General features: G+C 67.3%; 20 protein-coding genes and 5 pseudogenes. 15 read left to right on the forward strand and 10 right to left on the reverse strand.

Going from position 1 to position 25,654, the window contains the following annotated elements:
* Positions 1-31: 31 nt before the first annotated feature.
* Positions 32-2,656 (reverse strand): beta strand repeat-containing protein, encoded by a 2,625-nt coding sequence (locus KV203_RS16405; protein WP_218820995.1) that lies wholly within the window; start codon positions 2,654-2,656, stop codon positions 32-34.
* A gap of 554 nt (positions 2,657-3,210) precedes the next feature.
* Here KV203_RS16405 and KV203_RS16410 point away from each other — a divergent pair.
* Entirely contained in the window at positions 3,211-5,628 is a 2,418-nt protein-coding gene (locus KV203_RS16410) for a glycerol-3-phosphate 1-O-acyltransferase (protein WP_066475204.1), read from the forward strand.
* The gene (locus tag KV203_RS16415) at positions 5,628-7,076 is read left to right on the forward strand and encodes an HAD-IB family hydrolase (protein WP_066475203.1); all 1,449 of its coding nucleotides are present in this window, start codon (positions 5,628-5,630) and stop codon (positions 7,074-7,076) included. Before KV203_RS16410 ends, KV203_RS16415 begins: the two co-directional genes overlap by 1 nt.
* Before the next feature lie 6 nt (positions 7,077-7,082).
* On the opposite strand, the gene KV203_RS16420 is transcribed toward KV203_RS16415, so the two are convergent.
* Positions 7,083-7,736 (reverse strand): TetR/AcrR family transcriptional regulator, encoded by a 654-nt coding sequence (locus KV203_RS16420; RefSeq protein WP_066475200.1) that lies wholly within the window; start codon positions 7,734-7,736, stop codon positions 7,083-7,085.
* Positions 7,737-7,844: 108 nt separating this feature from the next.
* Between KV203_RS16420 and KV203_RS16425 the strand changes: the two genes are divergently transcribed.
* From KV203_RS16425 to KV203_RS16445, 5 genes and pseudogenes are all read left to right on the forward strand, one after another.
* Positions 7,845-9,275, forward strand: coding sequence for a cytochrome P450 (locus KV203_RS16425; RefSeq protein WP_083530349.1), 1,431 nt, complete (start codon positions 7,845-7,847; stop codon positions 9,273-9,275).
* 5 nt (positions 9,276-9,280) lie between these two features.
* Positions 9,281-9,457, forward strand: coding sequence for a ferredoxin (locus KV203_RS16430; RefSeq protein ID WP_066475208.1), 177 nt, complete (start codon positions 9,281-9,283; stop codon positions 9,455-9,457).
* Between the two features lie 95 nt (positions 9,458-9,552).
* Positions 9,553-10,278: a cytochrome P450 gene (locus KV203_RS16435; protein ID WP_218820996.1), complete on the forward strand. Its 726-nt coding sequence runs from the start codon at positions 9,553-9,555 to the stop codon at positions 10,276-10,278.
* A protein-coding gene (locus KV203_RS16440; RefSeq protein WP_373279269.1) for an IS3 family transposase occupies positions 10,169-11,442 on the forward strand; the annotation gives its coding sequence in 2 pieces (ribosomal slippage) (positions 10,169-10,493 and positions 10,493-11,442; 1,275 coding nt in all). The genes KV203_RS16435 and KV203_RS16440 overlap by 110 nt, the downstream gene beginning before the upstream one ends.
* A 25-nt stretch (positions 11,443-11,467) precedes the next feature.
* Positions 11,468-12,343 (forward strand): annotated as a pseudogene (locus KV203_RS16445) (cytochrome P450); the annotation flags it as partial.
* On the opposite strand, the gene KV203_RS16450 reads toward KV203_RS16445, so the two are convergent.
* Positions 12,330-13,379 (reverse strand): ROK family protein, encoded by a 1,050-nt coding sequence (locus tag KV203_RS16450; protein WP_066473905.1) that lies wholly within the window; start codon positions 13,377-13,379, stop codon positions 12,330-12,332. The pseudogene KV203_RS16445 and the gene KV203_RS16450 sit on opposite strands and share 14 nt — an antisense overlap.
* Positions 13,380-13,496: 117 nt before the next feature.
* On the reverse strand, positions 13,497-15,758 hold the full coding sequence (locus KV203_RS19785) for a serine/threonine protein kinase (RefSeq protein ID WP_066473907.1): 2,262 nt from the start codon (positions 15,756-15,758) through the stop codon (positions 13,497-13,499).
* A gap of 198 nt (positions 15,759-15,956) precedes the next feature.
* Here KV203_RS19785 and KV203_RS16470 point away from each other — a divergent pair, with 198 nt between their 5' ends.
* Both KV203_RS16470 and KV203_RS16475 read left to right on the forward strand, forming a co-directional pair.
* A complete protein-coding gene (locus KV203_RS16470) occupies positions 15,957-16,118 on the forward strand; it encodes a hypothetical protein (RefSeq protein WP_218820998.1) in 162 nt (53 codons plus the stop codon).
* A gap of 36 nt (positions 16,119-16,154) precedes the next feature.
* The gene (locus tag KV203_RS16475) at positions 16,155-16,538 is read left to right on the forward strand and encodes a DUF5709 domain-containing protein (RefSeq protein WP_157079938.1); all 384 of its coding nucleotides are present in this window, start codon (positions 16,155-16,157) and stop codon (positions 16,536-16,538) included.
* Positions 16,539-16,559: 21 nt separating this feature from the next.
* Here the strand turns inward: KV203_RS16475 and KV203_RS20005 are convergent, their stop codons facing one another.
* The 5 genes and pseudogenes from KV203_RS20005 to KV203_RS16495 form a co-directional block, all read right to left on the reverse strand.
* A complete protein-coding gene (locus KV203_RS20005) occupies positions 16,560-17,771 on the reverse strand; it encodes a WHG domain-containing protein (RefSeq protein WP_306303597.1) in 1,212 nt (403 codons plus the stop codon).
* A gap of 510 nt (positions 17,772-18,281) precedes the next feature.
* Positions 18,282-18,755 carry a tyrosine-type recombinase/integrase gene (locus KV203_RS16485; protein ID WP_217996012.1) on the reverse strand — a complete coding sequence of 158 codons (474 nt, stop codon included), beginning with the start codon at positions 18,753-18,755 and terminating at the stop codon, positions 18,282-18,284.
* On the reverse strand, positions 18,679-19,047 hold the full coding sequence (locus tag KV203_RS16490) for a hypothetical protein (protein ID WP_157079939.1): 369 nt from the start codon (positions 19,045-19,047) through the stop codon (positions 18,679-18,681). The genes KV203_RS16485 and KV203_RS16490 overlap by 77 nt, the downstream gene beginning before the upstream one ends.
* 107 nt (positions 19,048-19,154) lie before the next feature.
* Positions 19,155-19,223: pseudogene (locus KV203_RS20155) on the reverse strand (hypothetical protein); the annotation flags it as partial.
* Positions 19,220-19,420 (reverse strand): excisionase family DNA-binding protein, encoded by a 201-nt coding sequence (locus KV203_RS16495; protein WP_066473912.1) that lies wholly within the window; start codon positions 19,418-19,420, stop codon positions 19,220-19,222. The pseudogene KV203_RS20155 and the gene KV203_RS16495, both read right to left, overlap by 4 nt.
* A 59-nt stretch (positions 19,421-19,479) precedes the next feature.
* Here KV203_RS16495 and KV203_RS16500 point away from each other — a divergent pair.
* Positions 19,480-20,647: pseudogene (locus tag KV203_RS16500) on the forward strand (IS3 family transposase).
* 138 nt (positions 20,648-20,785) lie between these two features.
* Positions 20,786-21,262, forward strand: coding sequence for a hypothetical protein (locus KV203_RS16505; RefSeq protein WP_157079940.1), 477 nt, complete (start codon positions 20,786-20,788; stop codon positions 21,260-21,262).
* Positions 21,263-21,490: 228 nt separating this feature from the next.
* On the opposite strand, the pseudogene KV203_RS16510 reads toward KV203_RS16505, so the two are convergent.
* Positions 21,491-21,826: pseudogene (locus tag KV203_RS16510) on the reverse strand (transposase); the annotation flags it as partial.
* A 424-nt stretch (positions 21,827-22,250) separates the two neighbouring features.
* On the opposite strand from KV203_RS16510, the gene KV203_RS16515 reads away from it, so the two are divergent.
* From KV203_RS16515 to KV203_RS16530, 4 genes and pseudogenes are all read left to right on the forward strand, one after another.
* Entirely contained in the window at positions 22,251-23,087 is an 837-nt protein-coding gene (locus tag KV203_RS16515) for a TIGR04255 family protein (protein ID WP_157079941.1), read from the forward strand.
* Complete coding sequence (locus KV203_RS16520; RefSeq protein ID WP_157079942.1) at positions 23,084-23,842, forward strand: helix-turn-helix domain-containing protein; 759 nt, start codon at positions 23,084-23,086, stop codon at positions 23,840-23,842. The genes KV203_RS16515 and KV203_RS16520 overlap by 4 nt, the downstream gene beginning before the upstream one ends.
* Entirely contained in the window at positions 23,839-24,720 is an 882-nt protein-coding gene (locus KV203_RS16525) for a hypothetical protein (RefSeq protein WP_157079943.1), read from the forward strand. The genes KV203_RS16520 and KV203_RS16525 overlap by 4 nt, the downstream gene beginning before the upstream one ends.
* Before the next feature lie 255 nt (positions 24,721-24,975).
* Positions 24,976-25,560: pseudogene (locus KV203_RS16530) on the forward strand (restriction endonuclease); the annotation flags it as partial.
* Between the last annotated feature and the right edge of the window lie 94 nt (positions 25,561-25,654).

Genomic DNA, 25,654 nt, shown 5'->3' on the forward strand with positions numbered 1-25,654 from the left:
GCGGGTGGCGTTCGTAGCGACTCCCCCGGGGTCAGTTCACGTAGCCCCACCGGCGCAGCCGCGCGAGCGCGGCGGCAGAGCAGAGCGCGGCCAAGGCCAGTCCGGCGATAGACCCGACGACCATGTCATCGGAGATCGACCCATCGGTCGTGGCCGCACCGGCCGCGGTCGGCAGGACGTCGGCGAAGACGCCGGACGTTCCACTGTCGGCGTTCGTCCAGCCATCCGCCTGCCAGGTGGTGGTATGGCCGGCACCGACCAGCAGCGATTGCACCGGAGCGAGCTGCGCGGGAGCACCCGGACCGGCCTCGATCGACGCGTCGGAAGTACCGGCAGTCCCCACCGGGGAATGCGCAGCGACGCTGAGCAACGGAAGACCGGCCGCACTCCCGCTGTGCAGGCCGGCACTGCCCGTGCCGGCGAGCAAAGCGAGCAGGCCGAGGCCGCCCACTCCGCTCGCGCTGCCGGTGCCATGTGACATACCGCCGCCGGCGGAGCCGGTCAGTAGATCCACAAAGTTGCCACCGGCGGAACCGGACAATCCACTGCCGGTAGCGGCACTGCCGCTGCCCAGCAGATCCGCACTGCCGGAAGCGCTACCACTCCCCAACAGGCCGGCGCTGCCGGTACCGAGCGCGGCGCTCCCGGATCCTCCGCTGCCGGTGCCCAGGCCACCCAGCGCGGCACTGCCCGAGCCGAGCAGCCCGGCGCTCCCGGTACCCAGCAGATCCGCACTGCCGGAAGCGCTACCACTCCCCAACAGGCCAGCGCTCCCGGTACCGAGCGCGGCGCTCCCGGATCCCCCGCTGCCGGTGCCCAGGCCACCCAGCGCGGCACTGCCCGATCCGAGCAGCCCGGCGCTTCCGGTGGCAGCGCTTCCGGTGGCAGCACTACCGCTCCCCAGCAGAGCTGCACTACCGGTCCCGAGCAGGGCCGCGCTCCCCGTACCCAGCGCGGCACTACCGGTTCCGGAGCTGCCTGCTCCCGCACTACCCGTCCCGAACAGACCACCGAGAAGATCGGCGCTGCCCGATGCCGAGCCACTCGAACTTCCGGTGCCGAGCAACCCCGCAATCAGATCTGCGCTGCCGGTAGCCGAGCCGGTACCGCCCATACCGCCTCCGCCACCCATACCGCCACCGCCGTTGCCTCCGCCACCGCCCATACCGCCCCCGCCGCCACCGTTACCTCCGCCACCCATACCGCCCCCGCCACCACCGTTACCCCCGCCGCCACCCATACCGCCCCCGCCGCCACCGTTACCCCCGCCGCCCATACCGCCCCCGCCACCACCGTTACCCCCGCCGCCCATACCGCCCCCGCCACCACCGTTACCCCCGCCGCCCATACCGCCCCCGCCGCCACCGTTACCCCCGCCGCCCATACCGCCCCCGCCGCCACCATTTCCTCCGCCACCCATACCGCCCCCGTTACCTCCGCCGCCCATACCGCCCCCGCCGCCACCATTTCCTCCGCCACCCATACCGCCCCCGTTACCTCCGCCGCCCATACCGCCCCCGCCGCCACCGTTACCTCCGCCGCCCATACCGCCGCCACCACCACCACCACCGCCGTGGTAGCCGCCGTCGCCACCACCGTGGTAACCACCACCACCACCGCCGTGGTAGCCGCCGTCGCCACCACCGTGGTAACCACCACCACCGCCGCCGTTGTAACCGCCGCCACCCTTGAACTCGTCACCGGCGTTGGTGATCAGCCCACGCGACGCCGGAGCGACGGCGCTACCGGTGCCACCACCAGCCGAGTTACTGCCGGTATCCAGCAGCGCGCGGATCATGTCGCCGTTGGCACTTCCGGAGTGACCCATCAGACCCGCACTGCCGGAGAGCTGGTTGGAAAGTCCGAGATTCCGATCGCGCGTCGCGATTCCCAGATACGAGCTACCGCTCGCCAGCCCCGAGCTGGCCCAATCGCCGCTTCCCGAACCACCACTGCCGGTCGACAGCGCCGAGCTGCCGAAGCTGCCCAGCGGGATTCCTACGGCCGCGATGACGTCGATAACTGCGTTCAGACCGAGAGCGGCGCTCCCGGTGCCCAGGTACGCGCTGCCGGTGGCAGCCGAGTCCGGCGCCGAACTTCCGGACATGATCGCCGGAGTCTGGTTCGACATCTGGGTGCTGCCGGTGCCCACCGCGCCCAACGCTGTCGAGCTACCGCTGTTCAGTACGTCGGCCACCGCAAGGGCGCCGTAATCGGCACTGCCGCTACCACCCATCGCGCTGCTGCCGGAGCCCAGCGAGGAACTACCGGAGCCGAGGGCCTGTGAACTACCCGTACCCATGGTGTGTATGCCGGGATCCAGTACCGAGCTACCGGCCACATCCGCGCTACCCGAACCGGCACTGCCGGTCAACAGGTCGCTGCTTCCGGTGCCCAGGGCGCTGCCCGTGCCCAACGCCGAGCTGCCCGCTCCGGCGCTGCCCGAGCCGATCAGGCCGGCGCTGCCGCTTGCCAACAGCTCGGCGCTACCGCTCGCGCTGCCGCTACCTATCCCCATGCCGACATTCGTGGTCGGCAGCGGACTGCCGCCGGCCGCCGGAGCAGCGCCGAACAGCACCAGCGCCGCAGTCGTCGCCGAACCGAACGACACGGCGACCGCGTTGCTCGATGGTTTGAGATGTTTCGCTGAAGCCACAGTTGATCCTTCGCGATCGAGTCCCCGACAAACTCTCGGTATGCGGCGAGCGAGACTCACCGCATTGCTATTGGTTTATCGCTTCGTTACCGAATTGTACTGTAACGCAAGATCCCCACAAGACCTACTCAGAGTTCGCATGTCTGGCTATGTTCGAGCTAGCGAGCTTCTGGCAATCACGTGTTGAACTACGATCTGGATCGTACCCGATAAATCCGACCAATAGTTGGCAAATACGCTGGATTGCCTACCTGGCGACGCTCGGCGCTCCGGCTGCGATGTCACGATCAAGCGTCGGATCAGCGAAAATCTCCCCCGCTGCGGCCGGCCGAGGTAACACGGACGGCCGCAGGGGAAGCCACCGAGCCCGACCGAACTCGCCGCCGGTCCCCCGTACAGCGCCTCGGGAACACGTCCGGAGAGCCCGCCGCAGCACCAGACGGCCGGCCGCATCGAACTCCAGCACGCCAGCGGCAACCGAGGACCGCGTGCGGACCCCGACCGACCAAACCAATCTGCGGCAGGACCCCGCGTCGGCCAGGAGAATGACCAGGATGAGCGAGCTAGCGAAACAGGAGCCGGATACCACCCGGCCGGCGCCAGGGAGTTACGCCGAACCGGCCGGCCCCGTCGTTGCTCTGGTCGATGCCAGCACCAAGGTGGAGCGAGAGCTCATCGAGCATTGGCTGACCGACGGTGGGCTCGCCGCCGAACACCGGATCGACAGCCCGGCCACCCTGGTCGACCTGGACACCGACGCGATCGCCGATCGGCTGGTCGACCGAACCGACGACCCCCTTGTGCTGCCGGTTCGGGTGGTCTGGCTCCCGCCCGAACGGGACGGGGTGCGCCGAACCAGACTGCGCGACCTGGCAACCCTCGGCGACCCGCGCAATCCGAATCGACTCGCCCAGCGGTGGATCGTGCAGCGAGCGCCGGACCGACACCGAGTGCTCACCGGGCAGCCGGCCCGGCTCGGCGAACTTCGCGCCCGACATGCCTCGGCCGACAACCGATCCCGCACCGGGCAGCGCTCCGACGACTCCCGTCGGGCGTTGGCCAGATCGATCGTCCGCGCCGGGGTGCTGGCACTCGAACGTGCCGAACGCGCGCTGATCGGCGACCGGTACAAGGTGCCGCAGATGGTCGTCGAAGAGATCATGGACTCGCAACGTTTCCGAGATCACCTGAACTCCATCGCCGATCAGATCGGGATATCGCACGCCGAAGCCCACCGCCGGGGCGAAGCAGCACTACGTGAGCTGGTCGCGGCGCAGAGCCGGGTGGTCTCCGATCTCTTCACCCAGGCGATGCGTCCCGTGCATGCCTCGGCGTGGAAGGTCGACGCGGACGAGGCCGAGCTGATCGAGCTGCAGCGGCTGAACCGGCGGTACCCGCTCGTGTTCCTCCCCTCGCATCGTTCTTATGTGGATGCCTTCGTCCTCGGCGATGTGTTAGCACACAACGACTTCCCGCCGAACCACCTGATCGGCGGGGCCAACCTGAACTTCTGGCCGATGGGCCCCGTCGCCCGCCGGGCCGGCACGATCTTCATCCGGCGCAGCTTCAACGACGACGAGATCTACAAAGCGGCCCTGGAAGAGTACTTCGGCTACCTGTTGGCCAGGCGGTTCAATATGGAGTGGTACTTCGAAGGGGGACGGACCCGCACCGGCAAACTCCGGCCACCCCGCTACGGCCTGCTGAACTACCTGGCCGCGGCGATTCGGCAAGGCCGGGTCGACGACGCGAAGCTCGTCCCGGTATCGATCACCTACGAACGACTCAACGAGCTGGGCGCGATCGCCGACGAGCAGCTGGGCGCAGCGAAGAAGTCGGAGTCACTGGCCTGGCTCGCCCGCTACATCCGCAATCAGCAGAACTCGGCCGGCCGGGTCTATGTCCGATTCGGTACGCCGCTGTCCACCCGCGACCTGCTGGTCGCCAACGGCGATCCGATGGATACCCCGAACACACCGGACATCGAGGCTCGTCGCCGCAAGGCCGTGCAGAAGCTGGCCTTCGAGATCGCGGTGGGGATCAACGACGTCACCCCGATCACGCTGAACGCGCTGGTCACGCTCGCATTGCTGGGGGTGCACGACCGAGCGCTGACCCGCGCCGAAGTGCGTGCGGTGCTGGAGCCGGTGCTGCGGTACATCGAGCGGCGCGATCTGCCCCGCGGCGAGCTGGGCAAACTGCGCGACGACAGCGGCCTGGCCATCGTGCTGGACCAGCTGTCGACCGCCCGGGTGGTCGATGCCTACTACGGCGGGCTGGAGCCGGTCTACTCGATCAATTCCGGGCAGCATCTGGTCGCCGCCTTCTATCGGAACAGCGCGGTGCACTGGTTCGTCAATCGCGCGCTGCTGGAGATGGCGATCCTCGCCGCGGTGGAGAGCGGTTACACCGACCCCTTGCGAACCGGTTGGGACGAAGCGAACCAGCTCCGCGATCTGCTCAAGTTCGAGTTCTTCTTCCCCGACCGGGAGCAGTTCGAGGAACAGATGACCCAGGAGATGCTGCTGGTCGACCCGGCCTGGCTGGACCGCGCGCCCAGTCGGGACGAGATTCTGGCTGCGCTCGCCGATACCGGGTTCATGATGGCGCACCGGGTGCTGCGCTCGTTCGTCGGTGCGCAACAGGTGGTCGCGGACCGGCTCACCGCCCACGACCCGCACAAACGTATCGACCGTAAGGAATTCGTCGACGAGTGCGTCGCGATCGGCAAGCAGTTGCTCTTGCAGGATCGGCTCCAGGATGCCGAGTCGGTGTCGTCGGAGCTGTTCGGCAGCGCGCTCCAGCTCGCCGACAACCGCAACCTGCTCGGGCCGGTATCCGCCGACACGCCCGATGCCGGCGCGCAGCTGCGCCGCCGCCGCCTCGACTTCGCCGGCGAGCTGCACCAGGTGAGCGAACGGATTGCGCTCGCCGCCAAGTTGGATGCATCGAGCCGCAAGGAGATCCGCTGATGCCTGCCACAGAACTTTCGCTCGCCGCAGCGATCGACCGAATCCGCAGCGGGCCGCAGGGACCGGCGGTCGGCGCGTTCTTCGACTTCGACGGGACGCTGATCCACGGCTTCTCCGGGGTGCCGTTCTTCCGCAAGGTGTGGCGTGGCCGGCCGACCCGGCGCGAGCTGGTGAAGACCTTGCACACCCGCCGGGGCGAGCAGACCGAGGCGCAGGAGCGCGAGTTCATCGAATTCTGGCTGCGCGCCTGGCAAGGACACACCGAAACCGAGCTGGACGAGATCGGCGACCAGCTGTTCCACGACACGCTTGCCGGACACCTCTACCCGGAGGCCTGGTATCTGATCCGGGCGCACGAACAGGCCGGACACACCTTGGTCCTCGCATCCGCCGCGACCCGATTCCAGGTGGAACCGGCCGCCGCCGAGCTCGGTATCGGGCACACCCTCTATACCGAGCTCGAGGTGCGGGAGGGCGTCCTCACCGGCGCTGTTCGCGGCCCTCTGCTGCGCGGACCGGACAAAGCCGACGCCGTACGCCGCTTCGCCGGTGCCCACGCTGTCGATCTGACCGACAGTTACAGCTACTCGAACGGGGTCGAAGACGAGGCGTTTCTGGCCGCGACCGGCGTGCCGACCGCAGTCAATCCAGACTCGGGTCTGGCTACGCTGGCGGCAGCACACGGCTGGCCTATCCTCCGATTCACTCCGCGCGGGACGGTCCGCCCCCGAGAGATCGCCCGTACCGCGGCGGCCGCCATGGGCATGCTCGGCGGGATCGCGGTCGGCGCGCGTCGGGGCCGCGGCAGCGATCGACGGACACTGGTGGACAGCGTGCTGGCTACCGGCGCCGACTACACCCTGCGCGGCGCCGGGGTGGAGCTGCGCGTGGTCGGCGAAACCAATGCCCGGGCACCGCGGCCGGCGGTGTTCCTGTTCAACCACCAGAGCGAGTTCGACATCTTCGTCGTCGCCAAAGTCCTCGACCACGGCTTCACCGGGGTCGGGAAGAAGGAGTTGGCGACCAACCCGGTGTTCGGCCCGTTGTTTCGGTTCATCGGCCTCACCTTCATCGATCGCGGGAACACCGAGCAGGCGAAGGCCGCGCTCGGCCCCGTCGTCGACACGCTCCGCGACGGGGTCTCGATCGCGATCGCACCGGAAGGCACCCGCTCCTACACTCCGATGCCGGGCCCGTTCAAGAAGGGCGCCTTCCATATCGCGATCCAGGCCGGCGTCCCGGTGATCCCGATCGTGATCCGCAATGCCGGGGAGATCTACTGGCGCAACGCATCGACGCTCCGGCCGGGAACGATCGACGTGGCTGTCCTCGACCCGATCGACGTATCTGCTTGGAACCCCGGCAATCTGGATGCGAACGTGGCGGCGGTTCGGCAGCGCTACCTGGACACGCTGCTGCACTGGCCGGCAACGCCGGATCAGCGGTAGCCGGCGTCAGTCGGTCGACCGCAACATCTCGATCATCTCCGGCAGCCGCCGCATCGACTGCTGGGCGTGCTCGGTGATCAGCGCGATCAGCTGCGCCTGGTCGAGGGCGATGTTGCCGTCCAGCCAGGCGGTCACCAACTCGGCCGAGCCACCGGTCACCAACCGCGCGACGGCCAGCTCCACCGGCTCGCTGCCCGGCGCGAGATTCAGCAATCGCTGGTCCTGCTCGACCGCCATCTCGGTGATCTGCCGCATCGCCTCGAACCGGCGCTGCAGCAACGCCGGGCTGCGCTGGGTCTCGGTGAACACCAGCCGAGCCACCCTCGGGTCGTCGATCAACGCATGCACGAACATCTCCGCCGCCACCCGCATCCGCGGCTCGATCTCGGTCGGCGCGGCCTCCAATGCCGCCCGAGTGTCGGCCAAGGTCCGCTCGATGATCTCGTCCAGCACGGCGACGGCCAGCGCTTCCACGTCGGGAAAACTCTCGTAGAAGAAGCGTGGGCCCACCCGCGCCTGCTCGCACACCGCGCGGAACGTGCTGCCGGCCAACCCGACCGTGCCGATCAGCTCCAAGCCGGCGTCCATCAACCGGCGGCGCCGCTCGGCGCGTCGTTCCTCGGCGGAGGTCCCGCGATAGACCCGGACGGACGTGCTCACCGGCCCAGTCTCGCACAATCGAGCAAATTGGGAATCAAACGTTTACGGAATGTCCGCGCGTGGGTTAACCTCGAATTACCCGGACGCAACGGCGCGAAAGGACCGGCGATGCTGGACACGCTTGCCCGACAGGCACAATCGAGCGCGGCGCGGCGCGCGCAGACGATCGGGCTGGCGCTGGTCGCCAACTACCCGAGTCGTCGCCGTCCGCTGGCCGTCCCCCCAAGCGGTAGCGGCCTTCGCCCGGTGCTCGGTCGCCCGGGACCTCCGCTGGTCGGCTACGCGCCGATGGTGTACGACTACATCAACTGGAGTCGACAGATCTTCGCCGAGTTCGGCCCGCTGGGCTGGTCCAATCTGCTCGGCGTGCCCACCGTCGGCGTGATGGGGCCGGAAGCACTCGAAGTGGTCTGGGCCAATCGGGACAAGGCGTTCTCCAACGAGCTCGGCTTCGACTATTTCACCGGCCCGTTCTTCCGCCGCGGCCTGCTGATGCTGGATTTCGACGAGCACATTCACCACCGGCGGATCATGCAGCAGGCCTTCACCCGTCCCCGGCTGATCGGCTACCTCGACATGCTGGCGCCGGCGATCGCGCGCGACCTGGCCACCTGGCAGCCGTCGGATCATTTCCGCTTCTACACCAACGCCAAACAGATGCTGTTGCACCTGGCGACCCAGGTGTTCGTCGGTATCGAGATCGGCCGGGAGTCGGCCGCCGTCGAGCAGGCGTTCGAGCACTCGCTCAGCGCCACCCAGGCCTACATTCGGGCCGACGTACCCGGCGGACATTGGGCCCGCGGCCTGCGCGGCCGGCGCACCCTGGAGCAGTTCTTCCGCAGCCGGATCCCGGCCAAACGGGAGTCCGCCGACAACGACCTGTTCAGCGTGCTGTGCCGGGCGCAGAGCGACGGCGGGCACCGGTTCGGCGACGACGACATCGTCAACCACATGATCTTCGTGCTGATGGCCGCACACGACACCAGCACGATCACCCTGTCGATGATGACGTACCTGATCGGCAAACACCCCGAATGGCAGGACCGACTTCGGGCCGAGTCCCGGGCACTGGACAAGCCGTTCCTCGACTACGACGACCTGGACCGACTTCCGTCGATGGACCTGGTGTTCAAGGAAGCCACCCGGATGTACGCGCCGGCCGGCGCCCTGCCCCGGCAGGCACTCGTCGACACCGAGATCCTCGGCCATTACATCCCCGCCGGCACCAACCTGATGGTGAACGCCTTCGCCTCGATGCGATTGCACAAGTGGTGGCCGGACCCGGACCGGTTCGACCCGGAACGATTTGCCCCGCACCGCCGCGAAGACAAGATCCACCGGTTCGCCTGGTCACCGTTCGGCGGTGGGGAACACAAGTGCATCGGACTGTACTTCGGCGGGATGACGGTGAAATCGATCCTGCACCAACTCCTGCTCGGCTACCGCTGGCACGTTCCACGCGACTACGAGCCGCCGCTCGCGTGGGGCACCGGACCGCTGCCCAGCGACGGACTGCCGATGCGGTTGTGCCGGTTGTGAGCCGGATGCTGATCGACCGGGAGCGTTGCGAGGGCCACGGCTTCTGCGAGGCACTCGCGCCGGACGTGTTCGAGGTGGACGACGACGGCAAGTCCGTGGCGCGGGGCGAGTTGGACGCCGAAACCGCACAGTTGGTCTTGGACAGCTGCCCGGTTGCGGCGCTTCGGCTCGCGCCGGAATAGCCCGCGCGCGAATATCGGGAATCAATCGTTTACGGAATCACTTGATTCCGAGTAGGCTGAAGCATCCGAGGCCACGCCGCCGAAAGGACCTCGAAATGACCAGCACCCCGTCCTTGTCGATGCTGCCGCGGCCGGACATCAGCGGCCGGGCGCTGTCGCTCGGCCTCCGATTCGTCGAGCACTATCCCAGCCCGCGTCGGCCGCTGGCCCCGCCACCGGCCGGCAGTGGACTGCGCCCAGTACCGGGCCGACCCGGCCTGCCCTACATCGGCTATGCGCCGATGGTGTACGACATGATCCCCTGGACCCGGAAGATGTTCGCCGAGTTCGGACCGGTCAGCTGGTCCCGGATGTTCGGCTCCGACGCCGTCTATGTGCTGGGTCCCGAAGCGCAGGAAGTGGTTTGGCTGAATCGGGACAAGGCGTTCTCCAACGAGCTCGGCTTCGACCACTTCACCGGCCCGTTCTTCCGCCGTGGCCTGCTGATGCTGGATTTCGACGAGCATCTGCACCACCGGCGGATCATGCAGCAAGCCTTCACCCGTCCCCGGCTGCTCGGCTACCTCGACATGCTGGCGCCGGCGATCGCCGAAGATCTCGCCGGATGGCAGCCGTCGGATCGATTCCGCTTCTACACCAACGCCAAACAGATGCTGTTGCTGAACCGCCCCGGAGTGTCCGGAGACCTGTCCGTTTGGGAAGGATGGGTTCATGTCGGGGAGTACGTCGCGGAGGTATCCGCCGGAGTTGCGGGATCGGGCGGTGCGGATGGTCGCGGAGATCCGTGCGGGTCACGAGTCGGAGTGGGCGGCGATGGGTGAGGTCGCGCGCTTGTTGGGGGTGGGGTCGGCGGAGACGGTGCGTAACTGGGTCCGCCGGGAACAGGTCGACTCCGGTGAACGCGCTGGGGTGACCTCGGAGGAATCGGCGGAGCTGAAACGGTTGCGACGCGAGGTCGCCGAGTTGAAGCGTGCCAACGCGATCCTGCGTTCTGCGTCGGCTTTCTTCGCGGCCGAACTGGACCGGCCACAGCGTTGATCGTTCGCTACATCAGCGAACACCATGGCCACCGTGACGGTGGGGGTATGGCGTGGGATGTCCAGTCGATCTGCACGGTACTCAGCGAGTTGGGTGTGCCGATCGCCCCGTCGACCTACTACGAGCACCGGTCCCGGCCGCCGAGCCGACGGAAGGTTCGAGACCGGCAACTCGAGGTGCTGATTCGCCGGGTGTACGAGGAGAACTACCAGGTCTACGGCGCCCGGAAGGTGTGGCTGGCCCTGAACCGGGACGGGACCCGAGTGGCTCGCTGCACGGTGGAACGGCTGATGCGTGAGCTCGGGCTGGCCGGTGTGGTCCGTGGGGCGGTCAAACGCACCACGATCGCCGACCCGGCAGCGGCGCGGCCGGCGGACCTGGTCCGGCGCAGGTTCACCCCGGTCGCCCCGAACCGTTTGTGGGTCGCCGACATCACCTACGTGTCCACGTGGTCGGGGTGGGTGTATGTCGCGTTCGTGATCGACGCCTACGCGCGGCGCATCATCGGCTGGCGCACCGCCACCACGATGTCGACCTCGCTGGTGTTGGATGCGGTCGAACACGCGATCTGGACCCGGAACCGGGAAGGTCGATACCGGATGGACTCTGTTGTCCACCATACGGATAGAGGATCCCAGTACACGTCCATCCGGTTCGCAGAGCGACTCACCGAGACGGGTATCACACCGTCGGTCGGGGCGGTCGGTTCGTCCTACGACAACGCGCTCGCCGAGACGATTAACGGTCTCTACAAGACCGAACTCGTGCGCCGCCGCGGTCCGTGGCGCGGCATCGACCCGCTCGAACTCGCCACCGCCGAATGGGTCGACTGGTTCAACCACCGACGACTACACCGCGGCTGCGGCGACGTCCCACCCATCAACCTGGAGGACGCCCACTACGCTCAACACAGTGCCCAGCCACCCGCCGAGCACTCAAGACCGTAGGTCTCCGGACACTCCGGGGCGGTTCATGCACCTGGCGACGCGCGTTTTCGTCGGCACCGAGATCGGTGCGGATTCGGCCCGGGTGGAACGGGCGTTCGAGCACTCGCTCAGCGCCACCCAGGCCTACATTCGGGCCGACGTACCCGGCGGACATTGGGCCCGCGGCCTGCGAGCGCGCCAGGTGTTGGTGGACTACTTCCGCAGCCGGATCCCGGCCAAGCGGGCGTCCACCGACGACGACCTGTTCAGCGTGCTGTGTTCGGTGACGAGCGACGGTGGGCAGCGGTTCAGCGACGACGACATCGTCAACCACATGATCTTCGCGCTGATGGCCGCACACGACACCAGCACGATCACCCTGTCGATGATGACGTACCTGATCGGCAAACACCCCGAATGGCAGGACCGACTTCGGGCCGAGTCCCGGGCACTGGACAAGCCGTTCCTCGACTACGACGACCTGGACCGACTTCCGGCGATGGACCTGGTGTTCAAGGAAGCCACCCGGATGTACGCGCCGGCCGGCGCCCTGCCCCGGCAGGCACTCGTCGACACCGAGATCCTCGGCCATTACATCCCTGCCGGGACTCGGCTGATCGTCAACGCCTTCGGCTCGATGCGATTGCACAAGTGGTGGCCGGACCCGGACCGGTTCGACCCGGAACGATTCGCCCCGCACCGCCGCGAAGACAAGATCCACCGGTTCGCCTGGTCGCCGTTCGGCGGCGGCGCCCACAAGTGCATCGGACTGTACTTCGGCGGGATGACGGTGAAATCGATCCTGCACCAACTTCTGCTCGGCTACCGCTGGGAGGTGCCGACCGACTACGAGCCGCCGCTCGCGTGGGGCACCGGACCGCTGCCCAGCGACGGACTGCCGATGCGGCTCACCCGGCTGTAGCTCGGGGTGAACTGTCGTCAGCCAGTACGGCTGCCCGGGCCGCCAACGCGGAGCCCCGGGCGCCGGCCATGTCGAGATCCGGCACCGTGGTGATGGTTTCGACCGCAGCCTGCTCGGCCCGTAGCACGGTGTTCGCGCGCACCGCGGCGAGAAACCAGTCGCGGAACTCGGCCTCGGCCTCCACCACGCCGCCACCGACGAAGTACACCGCCGGGTCGGTGAAATTGGCCGCGATGGAAAGCAGTCGACCGATCGCCCGGGCCTGCTGCCCGAAGATCTTGCGCGACATCTCATCGCCCTGCTCGGCGTAGGTCCGCACCTGCTTGGCCGCCACCATCGGATCGGCGATCCGGTGCAGCGGGTGCTCCGGATAACGGGTCAGCCAGTAGGGCAACAGGTTCTTGGCGATGCCGGTGAGCGAGGCGATGCTCTCGGCGTCGCCGAACTGGCCGCAATTACACTGCGGCATCGGCTGATCCGGCTCCAACACGCCGTCGTCGAGCGAAATGCGAACATGACCGAGTTCCCCGGCCATTCCCGCCCGACCGCGAATCACTGTGCTGCCCTCGATAAGTCCGCCACCGAGGCCGGTTCCGATGATCACCGACACCGACGACGCCTGCGCCGTCGCGCCCCCGAAATACACGTGATGGGCGTACAGCGCAGCGGCATTCGCATCGTTGTTGTACACCACCGGCAGACCGATCCGTCGCTCCAGCGCGGACCGGATGTCGAAACCCCGCCACTCGGGCGTAGCGAAATTGGTGGCGCCCTTCGACGACATGACACCGTCCGCGCTCGCCGGCCCCGGGGTGTCGAGGCCGACCGCCCGCACCTGGGCGATGTCCACCCCGGCCCGGTTCACGACGGTGTCCATGGTGACGACCAACGCCTCGACCGCGGCGGCCGGGCCCAGCTGCACGTCGCTCGGAATCTCGATCAGCTCGTCGACCAGGAACGTACCGTCCTGGTCGAGCACTGTGCCGTTGTCCTTGGTACCGCCGTTGTCCAACCCGACGACATGCCACCCGTCCATGTCCGCTCCTTATCCTCCGGTCGACACCCACCACCCCGAGCCGACATCTGCCGGCGACCGGGTCGACAGGATGAACCTACGACGGTTCCGATCGCCGCCGGCCGGGTGGGTCAGCGGTCAGGGCGCCCAGCAGGGACCGTCCGGCGGCGGGGTGTGGGTGTAGCCGGGATAGCAAGGCAGGACGACACCGGACGGAACCGCAGCCGACGGCACCGTGGACGGCGCGACGGTGGGTGATATCACGGTAGCCGGCGGCACGGTGTCCGACAGCTCGGTCCAGGGAGCCACCGGCGACGGCGATACGGGGACGAGCGGGACCGCGGACGACGTGACGAGCGCCGAAACCGGGGCAGAGCTGGGCACGACCGTGCCGGCACCGGGATTGACCGGTAGACACGGACCGTCCGGCGGCGGCGTGTGGGTGTAGCCGTCGAAGCACGGCAATACCACAGCGTCGGGCGCTACCGCCGAACTGGGGACCACCGGGACACTCGGCGGCAGCAGACTCGGCGACGCCGGCACCGGCGCGCCGGCGTCGACCGGCAGACACGGCCCGTCCGGCGGCGGCGTGTGGACGTAACCGTCGTAACACGGCAGTACCTGGGTCGGCACCGGGTCCGGCACGGTAGCGGGTGGGACAGAAGCCGGCGGGACCGGCGTGGGTGCGGTCTGCGCCGTCAGCTCGACCGAGGCGATCACCGGCAGACACGGGCCGTCCGGGCTGGGCGTATGGACGTAACCGGGATAGCAGGGCAACACCTCTGGCTGCACCGCACCGGCCTGTTGCTGCGCCGTACCCGCCTGCGCCGGAGGCGGATCGACTCCCGGCCCGGGCTCCGCCGCCGGTGCCGCAGGCATCGCGACGGTCGGCGACACGGGCAGGCACGGCCCGTCCGGCGGCGGCGTGTGAACGTAGCCGTCGTAACACGGCAGTACCTGAGCCAGACCGGGGGCGGCCGCCGCCGGAGACAGCGGCAGGCACGGGCCGGCGGGCTCGGGAATGTGGGTGTAGCCGGGGTAGCAGGGCAAGACCTCCACCGACACCGGATCCACACTCTCCGCCGGCTCCGGTGCGATCACCTCGACCGGGCTCGGCGCGGCGGCTGCGGTAGACCACTGAGCACCTGGGGGGAGCGCCGCCACGGTCGGTAACCGGTCCGGACCGGGCGCCGGACTCTGCGAATTCACCGGGACCGCGGCGATCGATTCCGGGTGTGCGGTACGAAACGACGGACCGTTGCCGATCACCACACCGACGATCGCGCCGACCCAGACCACCACGGCCAGAATGAGCGCCGCCACCAAGCCCCGGTGCTGATCGGTCCGCCCACCGACCGCCGACCGCGCCGCCGACGCCGAGCGCGCCGCACGCAGCATTCGGGTAACTCGAGAGGTGCGTGTCATCGCACCGTCCGCGACGACGGGCGCGGCGGCCGCCGGTTCGACGTGCACCGGTTCGGCGGCGACCGGTTCGGCGACATCCGCCCCTGGTCCGGCGGCGGCTGCCGCGCTGGTGGCCGAATCGGCGGCGTCCGGTTCGGTATCGACCGAACCGCTCGCGACCGGCTCGGCTACCGGTCCAGTGGTGATCAGCTCGGTGTGGACCGCGGCGAATGGGCCGGGCCGGTCGGCCGGTGGCGGCGCAGGCGTCGGCCGATCCACCAGAATCGTCCGCGGCGTGCCGGACGGACCCGAGCTGCGCTGGCCCAGGGCGGCGCGCATCCCCGCCGCGAGCGCGCCGGCCGACCGATACCCGCGCTGCGGATCGCCGGAGTGCCCGCGATCGACCACCGAGCGCATCGCGGGTGGTAGGGCCTGGATCGAGGTCGTATCGTCGGCGGCCGGCTCGCCGGTCAGGCAGGCGACCAGAATCCGGGTGAGCGCCTGGGCATCGGTGCGGCCGGCCGGGCCGACGGCCAGACCGACCCCGGTCAGAAAGGCTCCGCCGTGTTCGGCGATCAGCACCGTCGCCGGGTCCACCGCGCGCCCGTGCAACCCCGCCGCCCGAGCGGCATCCAACGCCGAGGCCAACTGCTCGACGATCCGGCTGGCACGCAAGGCGTCCATCGCGCCGTGGTTCTCCAGGAATTCGCGCAACGGTCGACCGGCGATGGATTGGGTGGCCAGGAAGATTCGATCGTCCACCATGCCGTAGTCGTGCACCGGAGCGATATGCGGATGCTGCAGTTGTGCCGTTATTCCGGCCTCACGCCAGAACCGGTCCAGGTATTCGGCGTCCTCAGCGGCCTCGGACGGCAGGATTCTCAGCTCGACTTCCCGGCGACGGGCCGTGTCGAACGCCGCCCAGACCTCACCGAGGTAGTCTGAGCCGAGCAGACGATCGAGCCGGTACCGGCCGAATACATCACCTTTGTGCATCGTTCATCTCCCCAACGTAGAGGGCGCAGCGACGCTCTCAACTGGGCATTCTAGTTGTAGATCGATTTGCACGCCGCGACCTCCGTCGTCGTACTGCTTGTCCAGGTGGCCGAGGTCACGGTTTGCCAACGAGATTCACGGGTCGGGTTGCGGTAGCTTCGCGTTGGTAGTGCCGACCGCAGGACGTCAAACCATCGGGTGAACACCGACACGCTGTTCGATGCATCAGGAGGATGCATGTCACTGGCCACAGCCGCACTTATCTTGTTCCCGCTGGTCGTCGCCGGGCCGATTACCGTGCCGGCCGGACTTGTCTGGTTCGAGCAGCGCCAGCAGCGCCGGTTCGGCACCGGCCTCTGATCCCACGTCGAACGGCCGCCCACCCGATGCGGTGGAATGGATGCCATGGGCAGTGACGATGGCGAATACGAGGGTGTCCAGATCGACGAGGACGACCAGCTCCAACCCGAGGACAGCTTGACCGACCAGGATCTCGACGATGTATTGGATCGGGGGTACTCGCCGCCGGATCGCTGGCGCGACCCGGTAGAGAACGAGTCGCTGGACGAGCGGCTGGCCGAAGAGGAACCCGACGTGGATCCCTTCGCCGAGCCGGCGCAGCCGGACGAATCGGGCGCCGAGGTCGGCGCCCGGCGCTCCGGCCGGTTGGTGGCTGCGGACGAGGGCGCCGAATCCGACCTGATCGGGTTCGACGTCGGCATCGACGGAGCCGCCGCATCCGCCGAGGAGGCCGCGGTGCATACCGTCGAAACCGACTGAACAGCAGGATAATTCACGCCGTCATCCTCGTCTCCCGGCGAGGGTGGCGGTGACCACCGCGCGCACCCGTTCGGCGACCGCGTCAGCAGCGGCCGCGTCGAGCTTGCGGTCCAGATACAGGAAAGCCAGACCGTGCACCAAGGCCCACACGCCGGTCGCGGTCGATTCCGGATCGACCGAAGGGGCGGCGCGCTGGACGATGGCGGCGAGGTAGGCCTGGATGGCGGCGACTGCGTCCACCCGATCGGCACCGGCCGGATCGCAGCCGACGCCGAACATCACCTGGAACAGTCCCGGCCGGTCCAAGGCGAAGCGGACGTAGGCCACCGCAATCGTGGCCAGGTCGTCGACGGTGGCCGGGTCCGGGTGCGCCGCGACCAGCTGGGCGGCCAATTCCCGGTAACCGATTGCGGCGATCGCGGGCAACGACCATTCGACTGTGGCCTCGCCACCCTGCTGCGCGCTTCCGGCGGCCTCCGGGCCGACCGGCCGGGACACGGTCTGCCCGGTGCGGATGCCGCCGCCGATCGGCAGAATCTGCACCTCCGGCTCCGGCGCCACTTCCGGTTCCGCTGATTGCGGCTCGGCGGCCGCAGCAGTTCGCTGCGGCGCCGCGGCCGGAACGTCGCGCGGCACCGACGGACTACCGGGCAAACGCTCGGCAGGATGACGCAACGGGCGCTGTGCGGAACCGGATTCGTCGGATCGACGTACCCGGCCCGGCGAGGCCGCCGCGCACCCGGCGGCGATCAAGAATCCGCCGACGGCCGCGAGCGCGATGGTCGGTGCCACCGAAGCACGCAGCAGCGATTCGGTGCGCGACATCGCCGGGCGTACCGCATCGGCGGCGACCGGCGCCGCCGATCCGACCGGTGCTACCGCTCGCCGGCGGAGCAATTCGTCGGTGGGCAACCCGGCCGGCCGGGCAATTCCCGATCCGGTCAGCAGGTCCGGGATCCGCCCCTCGGGCGCCGGAGCTACCCGGGTGCCGAACACGCCGGACGCACTCTGCGGCCTACCGGCGGACACGAGAACGTCGAGCACCGATCCGGCGGCCACCTCGACCGGAGCGTTCGGTTGCGGCGCAGCGCCGACCACCGGAGCGACCCCGAGCAAGATGGCAGCCACCCCGGTCGCCGACCCGAACGATGCAGTCAGCAGATGCGTGGACGATGTGGCGCGTTTCGGTCTGGGCCCCGCAGTTCTTCTGGGCCCGGCAGTTCTCTTGGACACGGCGGTTCCTTGTGATCGAGCTCCCCGACAAAACTCAAATCGGCAACGAAGCAGAGCCGAGACGGCTGGTATATCGCTTCGTTACCAAACCGTAGTGTAACGCAGGGCGCATGGCGTCGCCGCCCAGCCGACGACCCAGCGAAACTTCGATGAAGGAAACCTGATCCGGCCGACGTACACAGTTCAGGCCCGAAAGAAGGGAGAAGAAGGAGGGTGGCCAGGGCCGGGATCGAACCGGCGACCTTCCGCTTTTCAGACGCAGGCATTTCCACAGGTCAGACCTGGTGCCAGCGCGTTTCGTGCCCCTCGCGTGCACCATCAGTGCTTAACGACGATTGCTCGCGGGAGCTTCGCAGCGTCACCACGGGCGGCCAGTTCGCTCAGCTGTTCCGCGAGTTCATGGTCGCGACCTTCGACGGCATGCATTTAGCGCAACGCCGCAGCCGCAGACGAATGACCCAGCCGCTTCTTGAGGTCGGTCAGCGTAGCGCCGGTGCTCGCGGCGAGTGTCTAACCCGTGTAGCGGAGATCGTGGAACGCGATATCCAACCCCGCCTTCCTGCGCGCCCGGACGAACGCCTGATAGACGGTGTTCCCTCGCAGCGGCGACCCGTCGCGGCTCACGAAGAATCGTTCTCGGCCAGCCCACTTCGTCATGTGTTCGATCAGATGCGGGTGCGGATGCAGCGGAATCGTCACGTCCCGGTTTCCGGCGAACGTCTTCGGGTCCTTGTTGAACTTCGCCGAGCTTTCCAGCAGCTCCACTCGGTTCTTCCGGACCCGCACGACGTTCGCCGCCAGGTCGACGTCAGCCGTCCGCAGCGCGCAGATTTCGCCACGCCGCAACCCGCACCAAGCCGCCAGTAGAACAGCCGCCCGGTAGCGATCGGTGATGTTGTCGACCAGCTCAGCGACCTGCGCTGGATTGGCGATCTTCCGCTCGGTCGCCCTGTCTGCCCCAGCCCCCCCGAATCTGGCAGGGATTGACCGTTATCGCGCCGTCGCGGACCGCGCAGTTCATCACCGTGCGCAGGAATCGGTACGACTGCGCGATCGACGTTCGCCCACCCGATCCGGCCAACGCTTTCGCGTACCAGCTCCGGACAACCGGTGGCGTGATCGCGACCAGCGGTAGGTCCAGCAGCTCGACCATGTGCAGCCGCATGTTCCGCCCGCAGGTTTCTGCCCACCGCTCGCCCACGTCGGGGCTATCCCGCAGATACGCTCGCGCGTAGTTGCCGAACAGTTCACGCCCCATCTTGTCGTCCAACCACACCCCGCGACTGATATCGGCTTCGACGGCAACGAGCCATCGACCGGCATCGGTCTTGGTCCGGAATGTTTCAGTGCGTTCTGCCTACCACCGTTCGGTGCGATAAACGACGCCTGGTACCCGCCCGATGGCAGCTTGCGCACCTTGCCGAATCGCCGCCGGGAATCCGTCTTACTCATCGAAGACTGACGACTCTGCCACCGCACCAGCGGATCTCGATCGGATCGACCCGGCCCGCCTGGACGAACGATTCGAGGTCCGCCGCCGCGAAGCGGACATGACCACCGACCTTGTAGAACACGACGCGCCGCTCTGCGACCAGTCGGCGGATGAACCGCTCAGAAGTGAGCAGGTACTCCGCGGCCTCAGGACTGATGCACGATCAGGTGACATCTGATCTGGCTTGCCTTCGGGTGGGTCGGGAAGGATGGAGCTGTGCCCAAGCCCTACCCGCAGGAGTTCGGTGACGACGTGGTTCGTCTCGCCCGTGATCGTGGCTACGGTGTCACGATCGAGCAGGTCGCGAAGGACTTCGGGGGTTCACCCGATGACCCTGCAGAAATGGATGCGCCGCGCCGACATCGACGAAGGTCGGCGGCCGGGTGTGTCCTCGACCGAGTCCGCTGAGCTGCGGGAAGCGAACAAACGGATCAGGTTGTTGGAGCAGGAGAACGAGGTCCTGCGGCGCGCGGCGGCGTATCTGTCGCAGGCGAACCTGCCGGGAAAGGATCTACCCGCTCGTGAGAGAGCTCGCCACCGACGGGGTACCCGTCGCGGTGTCGTGCCGGGTGTTGACGCTCTCCCGCCAGCCCTACTACCGGTGGCTCGCCGGCCCGGTCACCGCCGCCGCACGGACCGAAGCGTATCGGGCGAACACGCTGTTCGACGCTCATCGCGACGATCCGGAGTTCGGGTACCGGTTGCTCGCCGACGAAGCCGACAACGCAGGTCAGCGGACGTGTGCACGAACAGCGTGGCGGATCTGCCGCGACAACGGCTGGTGGTCGAGATTCGGCAAGAAACGCGGCCGCAACAGTCAGCGGCCTGGGCCGCCCGTTCACGACGACCTCGTGCAACACAATTTCACTGCCGATGCTGCGGATCGGTGGTGGTTGACCGACGTCACCGAGCACCGCACAGGTGAAGGGAAGCTGTATCTGTGCGCGGTCAAGGATGGGTGTTCGGGCCGGATCGTCGGCTACAGCACCGATTCCCGTATGCACTCGATTCCGGCCGTACGCGCAGTCGAGGGTGCCCTCGCCCGCCCGGGGGCACGACCTGTCGGGTTGTATCGTGCACTCGGACAGAGGGTCTCAATTGCGGTCGCGGAAGCTCGTATCCACGCGCAACCGGCACGGCCTGGTCGGCTCGATGGGGGCGTGGCGGCGCATGCGGCGACAACGCCGCGATGGAGTCATTCTTCGCGCTACTGCAACGCAACGTCCTCGACCGCTGGCGGTGGGACACCCACGAACAACTCCGGATCGCGATCGTCACCTGGATCGAACGGACCTACCACCGCAGACGCCGCCAAGCCCGCCTCGCCCGATTGACCCCGATCGAATACGAGACCATCATCAACACCGCCGCAACCGCGGCATGACACCGAAACTGTCACCTGTTCGTGCATCAGTCCCAATCGTCCACGGACAACACTCGTCTGCGGTATCTGTGTCCCATGTCGCAGCTGTCGTCAGTACTGAGCGCCGTAGCGGCTGCCATCGCGGTAATAGTCTCTGGCGTGGCGTTGGTTCTGACGGGACGACGAGAGCACCGAAAGTGGCTGCGAGATTCCCTGATGGACGCATACGTCGACTTCTTGGGGGCCAGCTTCAACCGTGGCAGCGGAAGAGCGCGCAGACTGCGGCTCTCGAATCAAGCTCCCGACGCCCGCGCGCTGAGGTCCTTGCAGGAAAGAGCCTCAGGTGTACATGCCGACTCGAACGAGAGCCTGACACGGTTACGGCTGATCGCACCGGCGTCTGTCGTCAAGGCCGCCGAGCAACTTCACACGGCCGACGATGATCGGTGGTACGCGGCGGCCGAAGCCACGCCAGTGCCGAACGAGGATGAGTGGAGACGGCTCCAGGCGAGACAAAACGAAGCTCGTGAGCGGTTCATCAACGAGGCACGCCACTCGATCCGGCTCGATCGAGCGGCTGCAATCACGCCGTACCACGGCCCGTACGAAAGCCCGCTCTTCGATAGCCGCTCGTAGCCGGACGCGTACAGCTACGCAGTGGCGAAAGCACATCGATTCGGAGCATCGGCGAGCGCCTGACCCCAGCACCTTGCCGCCGACGTTGCCGAATTCCGCTGTATACGATCAAGGCGGCGCCTACGGCGCCGCGCCGGCCCTGTTAGTTCGCTCCGCTGGCGCACCGCGCCTGCGGGCCGGGGGACTGTCCGATGAACGGTGTAAGTGGCGGTGTTCATGTCGGCGGTCCTGTGCTGCTGGCATGCGGTCGGCGAAGGTGATGGCGAACGCGTTGAGTGCGGGCTTCCACCGCATCGCCCATCGTGTCTGACCGGTGCCCTTCGGGTCCAGGCTCCGGGTGACCAGGTACAGGGTCTTCATCGCGGCCTGCTCGTTCGGGAAGTGCCCGCGAGCACGCACGGCACGACGGTAGCGGGCGTTCAAGCTCTCGATCGCGTTGGTCGAGCACAGCACCCGCCGGATCTCGACGTCGTAGTCGAGGAAGGGGATGAATTCCTCCCAGGCGTTGTCCCACAACCGTCGGATCGCCGGGTAGGCGTGACCCCACTTGTCGGCGAACTCTTCCTACCGTGCCCGGCCCTCGCAACCACATAGGAACGAAACCCAGAGCACTTCATCGCGCTCAACGCTGCCCGTGACCAGATCATCAAAGCTGCCGGCCTGATCGCTGACACCATCGTCGACCTGATCGGCGCAATCGGCCGCCAGATCCTCGCCGACCCACTACCCCGACGCCGTCCCCGCAGCGCCCCCCGCGTGGTCAAACGAGCGATCTCGAACTACGCCCCACACCGCCAGCGCCAGACTCCGCGGCCCCAGCCACACCATCACCAGAATCGACGTCCACACCGGCGCGCCACCGTGACAACCACCACCACCGCCCAACTTGACGGCATTGAGACTAGCTCTCCCACAGCCTCTTCTCCGGCCATTACGCATACACTTGTCGGTAGGTGCACCTAAGGTGCATCTCTATGGACAGGACGCTATGACCATCGGCCCGAACACGCCGCACGGCGTCGAGGACGTCCCTCTGGGGGATCTCCCGCCGGCTGATCCGACGCTGCTTGGCAACGCTCCGCTCGAAGTCGCAGTGATCGAGATCCGCTACACCTCGTCCATCGCGGAGATCTCCCCGGAGATCGCGGCTACCTTCCGCGACGAACTTGTGGAAAAAACCGGCCTCGACTACCCGACCATCCAGCCCACGGTCCAGCAGCAGATGCGCATTGACTTCGGCACCAACGGCGTGTCGCAGGTCGCCGCTGAGTCCCGCGGGTGGCAGATCGCGTCGGCGGACGGTGCCCTTATCACCCTCATGCCCGACATCCTGATCATGCAGATGAACCGCTACGAGCGCTGGAGCACCAGCATGAAGACGCCGCTGGCCGTCCTCGTTGAGTCTCTCGCCCGACTGGTCAAGCCGTCGCTGGTGCACCGGATCGGTCTGCGCTACGTCGACCGCTTCCACGACAGCGGGTTCGACTCCGCTGCAGCGTGGCACGGCCGCATCGACGACACCCTCCTGGGGCCGGTACTTAATCCTGACTTCGGCAACAGCGTCCAGGGCGCCCAGCAGCAGGTGGAGATCCGCATCGACGACCATCACGTTGCGCTGCTGCGCCACGGCCCGGTCCGGGACGACTCCGGCAAGTGTGTGCAGTACCTACTCGACACTGACGTGTTCCGTCACTCGTCGTTCACGTTCGACCCCGAACAGGTCGTGATCTCCGCGGAGCGCTTGAACCGCACGGCACTGTCGATCTTCCAGTCATCGGTCACCGACGCTTATCTGAAGGAGCTGCGGGAGGGAGGCGAGGGATGACGATCATGCAGCAACAGCCGACCGGCTCCCGCGTGCTCCGGTCACCATCACGGGTGCGTGAGCGACGGGATCGGCATCCGGCGCCCTGCGACGCAGCGAGCCCCTGGCTGAGCACGTTCGTGGAGATCAATTCGTCACCGGGGCTGCGGGATGTCGTCGCGCACTTCTCCGGCGCGCTCGATCCCTGCGTCTGGGATCAGATTCGCGTTGAGGTGTTCAAGGGCCTTGACGGCCAGCTCGACCTCCCGGGATCGGCGCTGTGGTTGACGGCCCCGTATACGTTCATCGACACGGTGGTGGTCGCCACCGACGGCGGCGTGGATGATACCGCCGATGTCGTAGACGCGTTCGAGCGCCTCCGCGCCGAGACGGGCCTCACACAGAAGGAGATGTTCGAGGCGACCGGCATTAGCAAGCGCACCTTCCACTCCTGGTCGGACAAACCTGCCGGAAGCCGTCCACGTGTCGCCAGTTTGGGTCGGCTGTGGGAGCTGGCGGACGCCGTCGATGACCTGCGGGAGGCGCTGGATCAGCCCTTGAACAGATGGCTGCGCGGCGACAATAAGCGCATCAGCGCACTGCTCGACGGCAGGTTTGATGAGCTCGTGGACCTGGCTGTGAATCTAGCGCCGTTCCCCAGACGTGAGATCGGCACCTCGGTCTACGAGGGGGTTGCGGAGTACGTAGAGACACCGATCATCCGTTCCGGCGGCCCGCTGGTGACTGAGGATGCCGAGGACGGATTCGCCCGGTGACGATCGATCGGCTTCTACCGGAGTCATGGACCCCGGAGACGCTCGCCGCGCTGGAGCGGTGGAGGCAGGGGCACCTCATCAAGATGGACCGCGGCGCGTGGATCGTCCCGGCGTGGGTGGACGACCCCGTGACAGGTGAACCTTCTGCCGGTGGAGCAGTGGGTGAGGCGCGTGCGCGTTCCGCGCCGCTGAGCGACACCGGGTACGCGGCGGTGGTATCGCAGACCTGTGACATCGCGGGTGCCCCGGCGGCCCGGCACCCGTTGGTGCAGGTGTGCCCGGTCCGCGATATCTCCGCCTTCCCGGCGGAGAAGATCCAGCAGATCAAGGACCACCAGGTCTCCGAGTACGTCTGGCTCAACCAGCCTCCGGTCAACGGTGCGACGTGGGCGGTTGACCTGCGGGCGACGGTGCCGGTAAGCAAAGGCCTGCTCGCGGCCGTCGAACCCGTCAAGGGATTCGCCTCGATTGAGGACGAGCTGATCCTGGGGCAACGCCTGGCCAGCAAACTCGCTCGAGCCGCGGTCCACGACGAGTTGGCTGGTCCTGTGTTCGAGGCCATGCGCAAGATGCTCTCGAAGGCGAAGAAGTCACGGGACTGGTGCGATGCGGTCGAACAGCTCCGGCTTGAAATCGTCGAGGGGACGGCGCTGTACCCGAAACGGGTGCGGCTACTCGTCTTGACGGATCATCGGTTCGGGCCGGCGGAGAGGAAGCCGCTCCGTGACGAGTGGAAGTCCCATCGAAAGGCACTGAACGCAGTCGGGATCACGTGGACGCCAATCCGGTTCTACACGGTGGACAAGTGCCCAGTGCGGATCTATCGGTCGACTGTGCCGATCGATACACCGACGCTTGACCGGGGCCGGTTCGTCTAAACACTCGTCGGGTGTGATCAGGTTCGAGAACGCCGAACATACAGCACGGGTTCGCCGCGGGTAGCGGTGAACTCGGGGTTATGCCCCTCCCTCGGAACAACCCTAGGCCGCTTAGGCCGCGACGAAGAGAAGCCATGGCACCGCGACACGCACGCATCGTGAACTCTCCGTTGTGTAGGTCGCGGCAACCTACTCTCATTCCTGCAGGACGTCGAGCATGGAGGCAGCCGGGTTACAGGTTCGATCCACGAGGTGATGGACGCATTCCGCGAAGCGCCGTCGAACTCGGAACGCGGGACCAAGTTCGAGAAGCTCATGGTCCGCTACTTCGACCTTGATCCGCTGCTGTCGCAGCAGTACGACACGGTGTGGCGATGGATCGACTGGCCTGGCCGTAAAGGCAAGCCCGACACTGGAATCGACCTCGTCGCCCGCGAGCGCGACAGTGGTGAGTACACGGCGATCCAGTGCAAGTTCTACGAGCCGAAGCACCAGCTCCGCAAGGAGGACATCGATTCGTTCTTCACCGCGTCGGGTAAGAACCCGTTCAACAACCGGATCATCATCTCCACCACCGACCGGTGGGGGAAGAACGCGGAGGATGCGCTCGAGGATCAGACCATCCCGGTACAGCGGATCGGCCTCGCGGAGATCGCCGATTCACCAATCGACTGGGACATCGCGTGGGTCGACGGCGACCTACGCATCGACGTCTCCGAAGCGACCCGTCACGAGCCACGTCCGCACCAGGCGACGGCGATCGAGAAAGTGTTCGGGGGGGTCGGCGCTGGCAACGACCGCGGCAAGCTGATCATGGCGTGCGGTACCGGCAAGACGTTTGAGGTTCCCCAGAAAAAGTGGACACGGTTAGCTTGATTGCCGACTTGTACGTGGCGTGTCCCCTGTGAATGAGTCCGTCTGGTTTTAGAGTCCT

The sequence above is a fragment of the Skermania piniformis genome, assembly GCF_019285775.1.
GTDB lineage: Bacteria > Actinomycetota > Actinomycetes > Mycobacteriales > Mycobacteriaceae > Skermania > Skermania pinensis.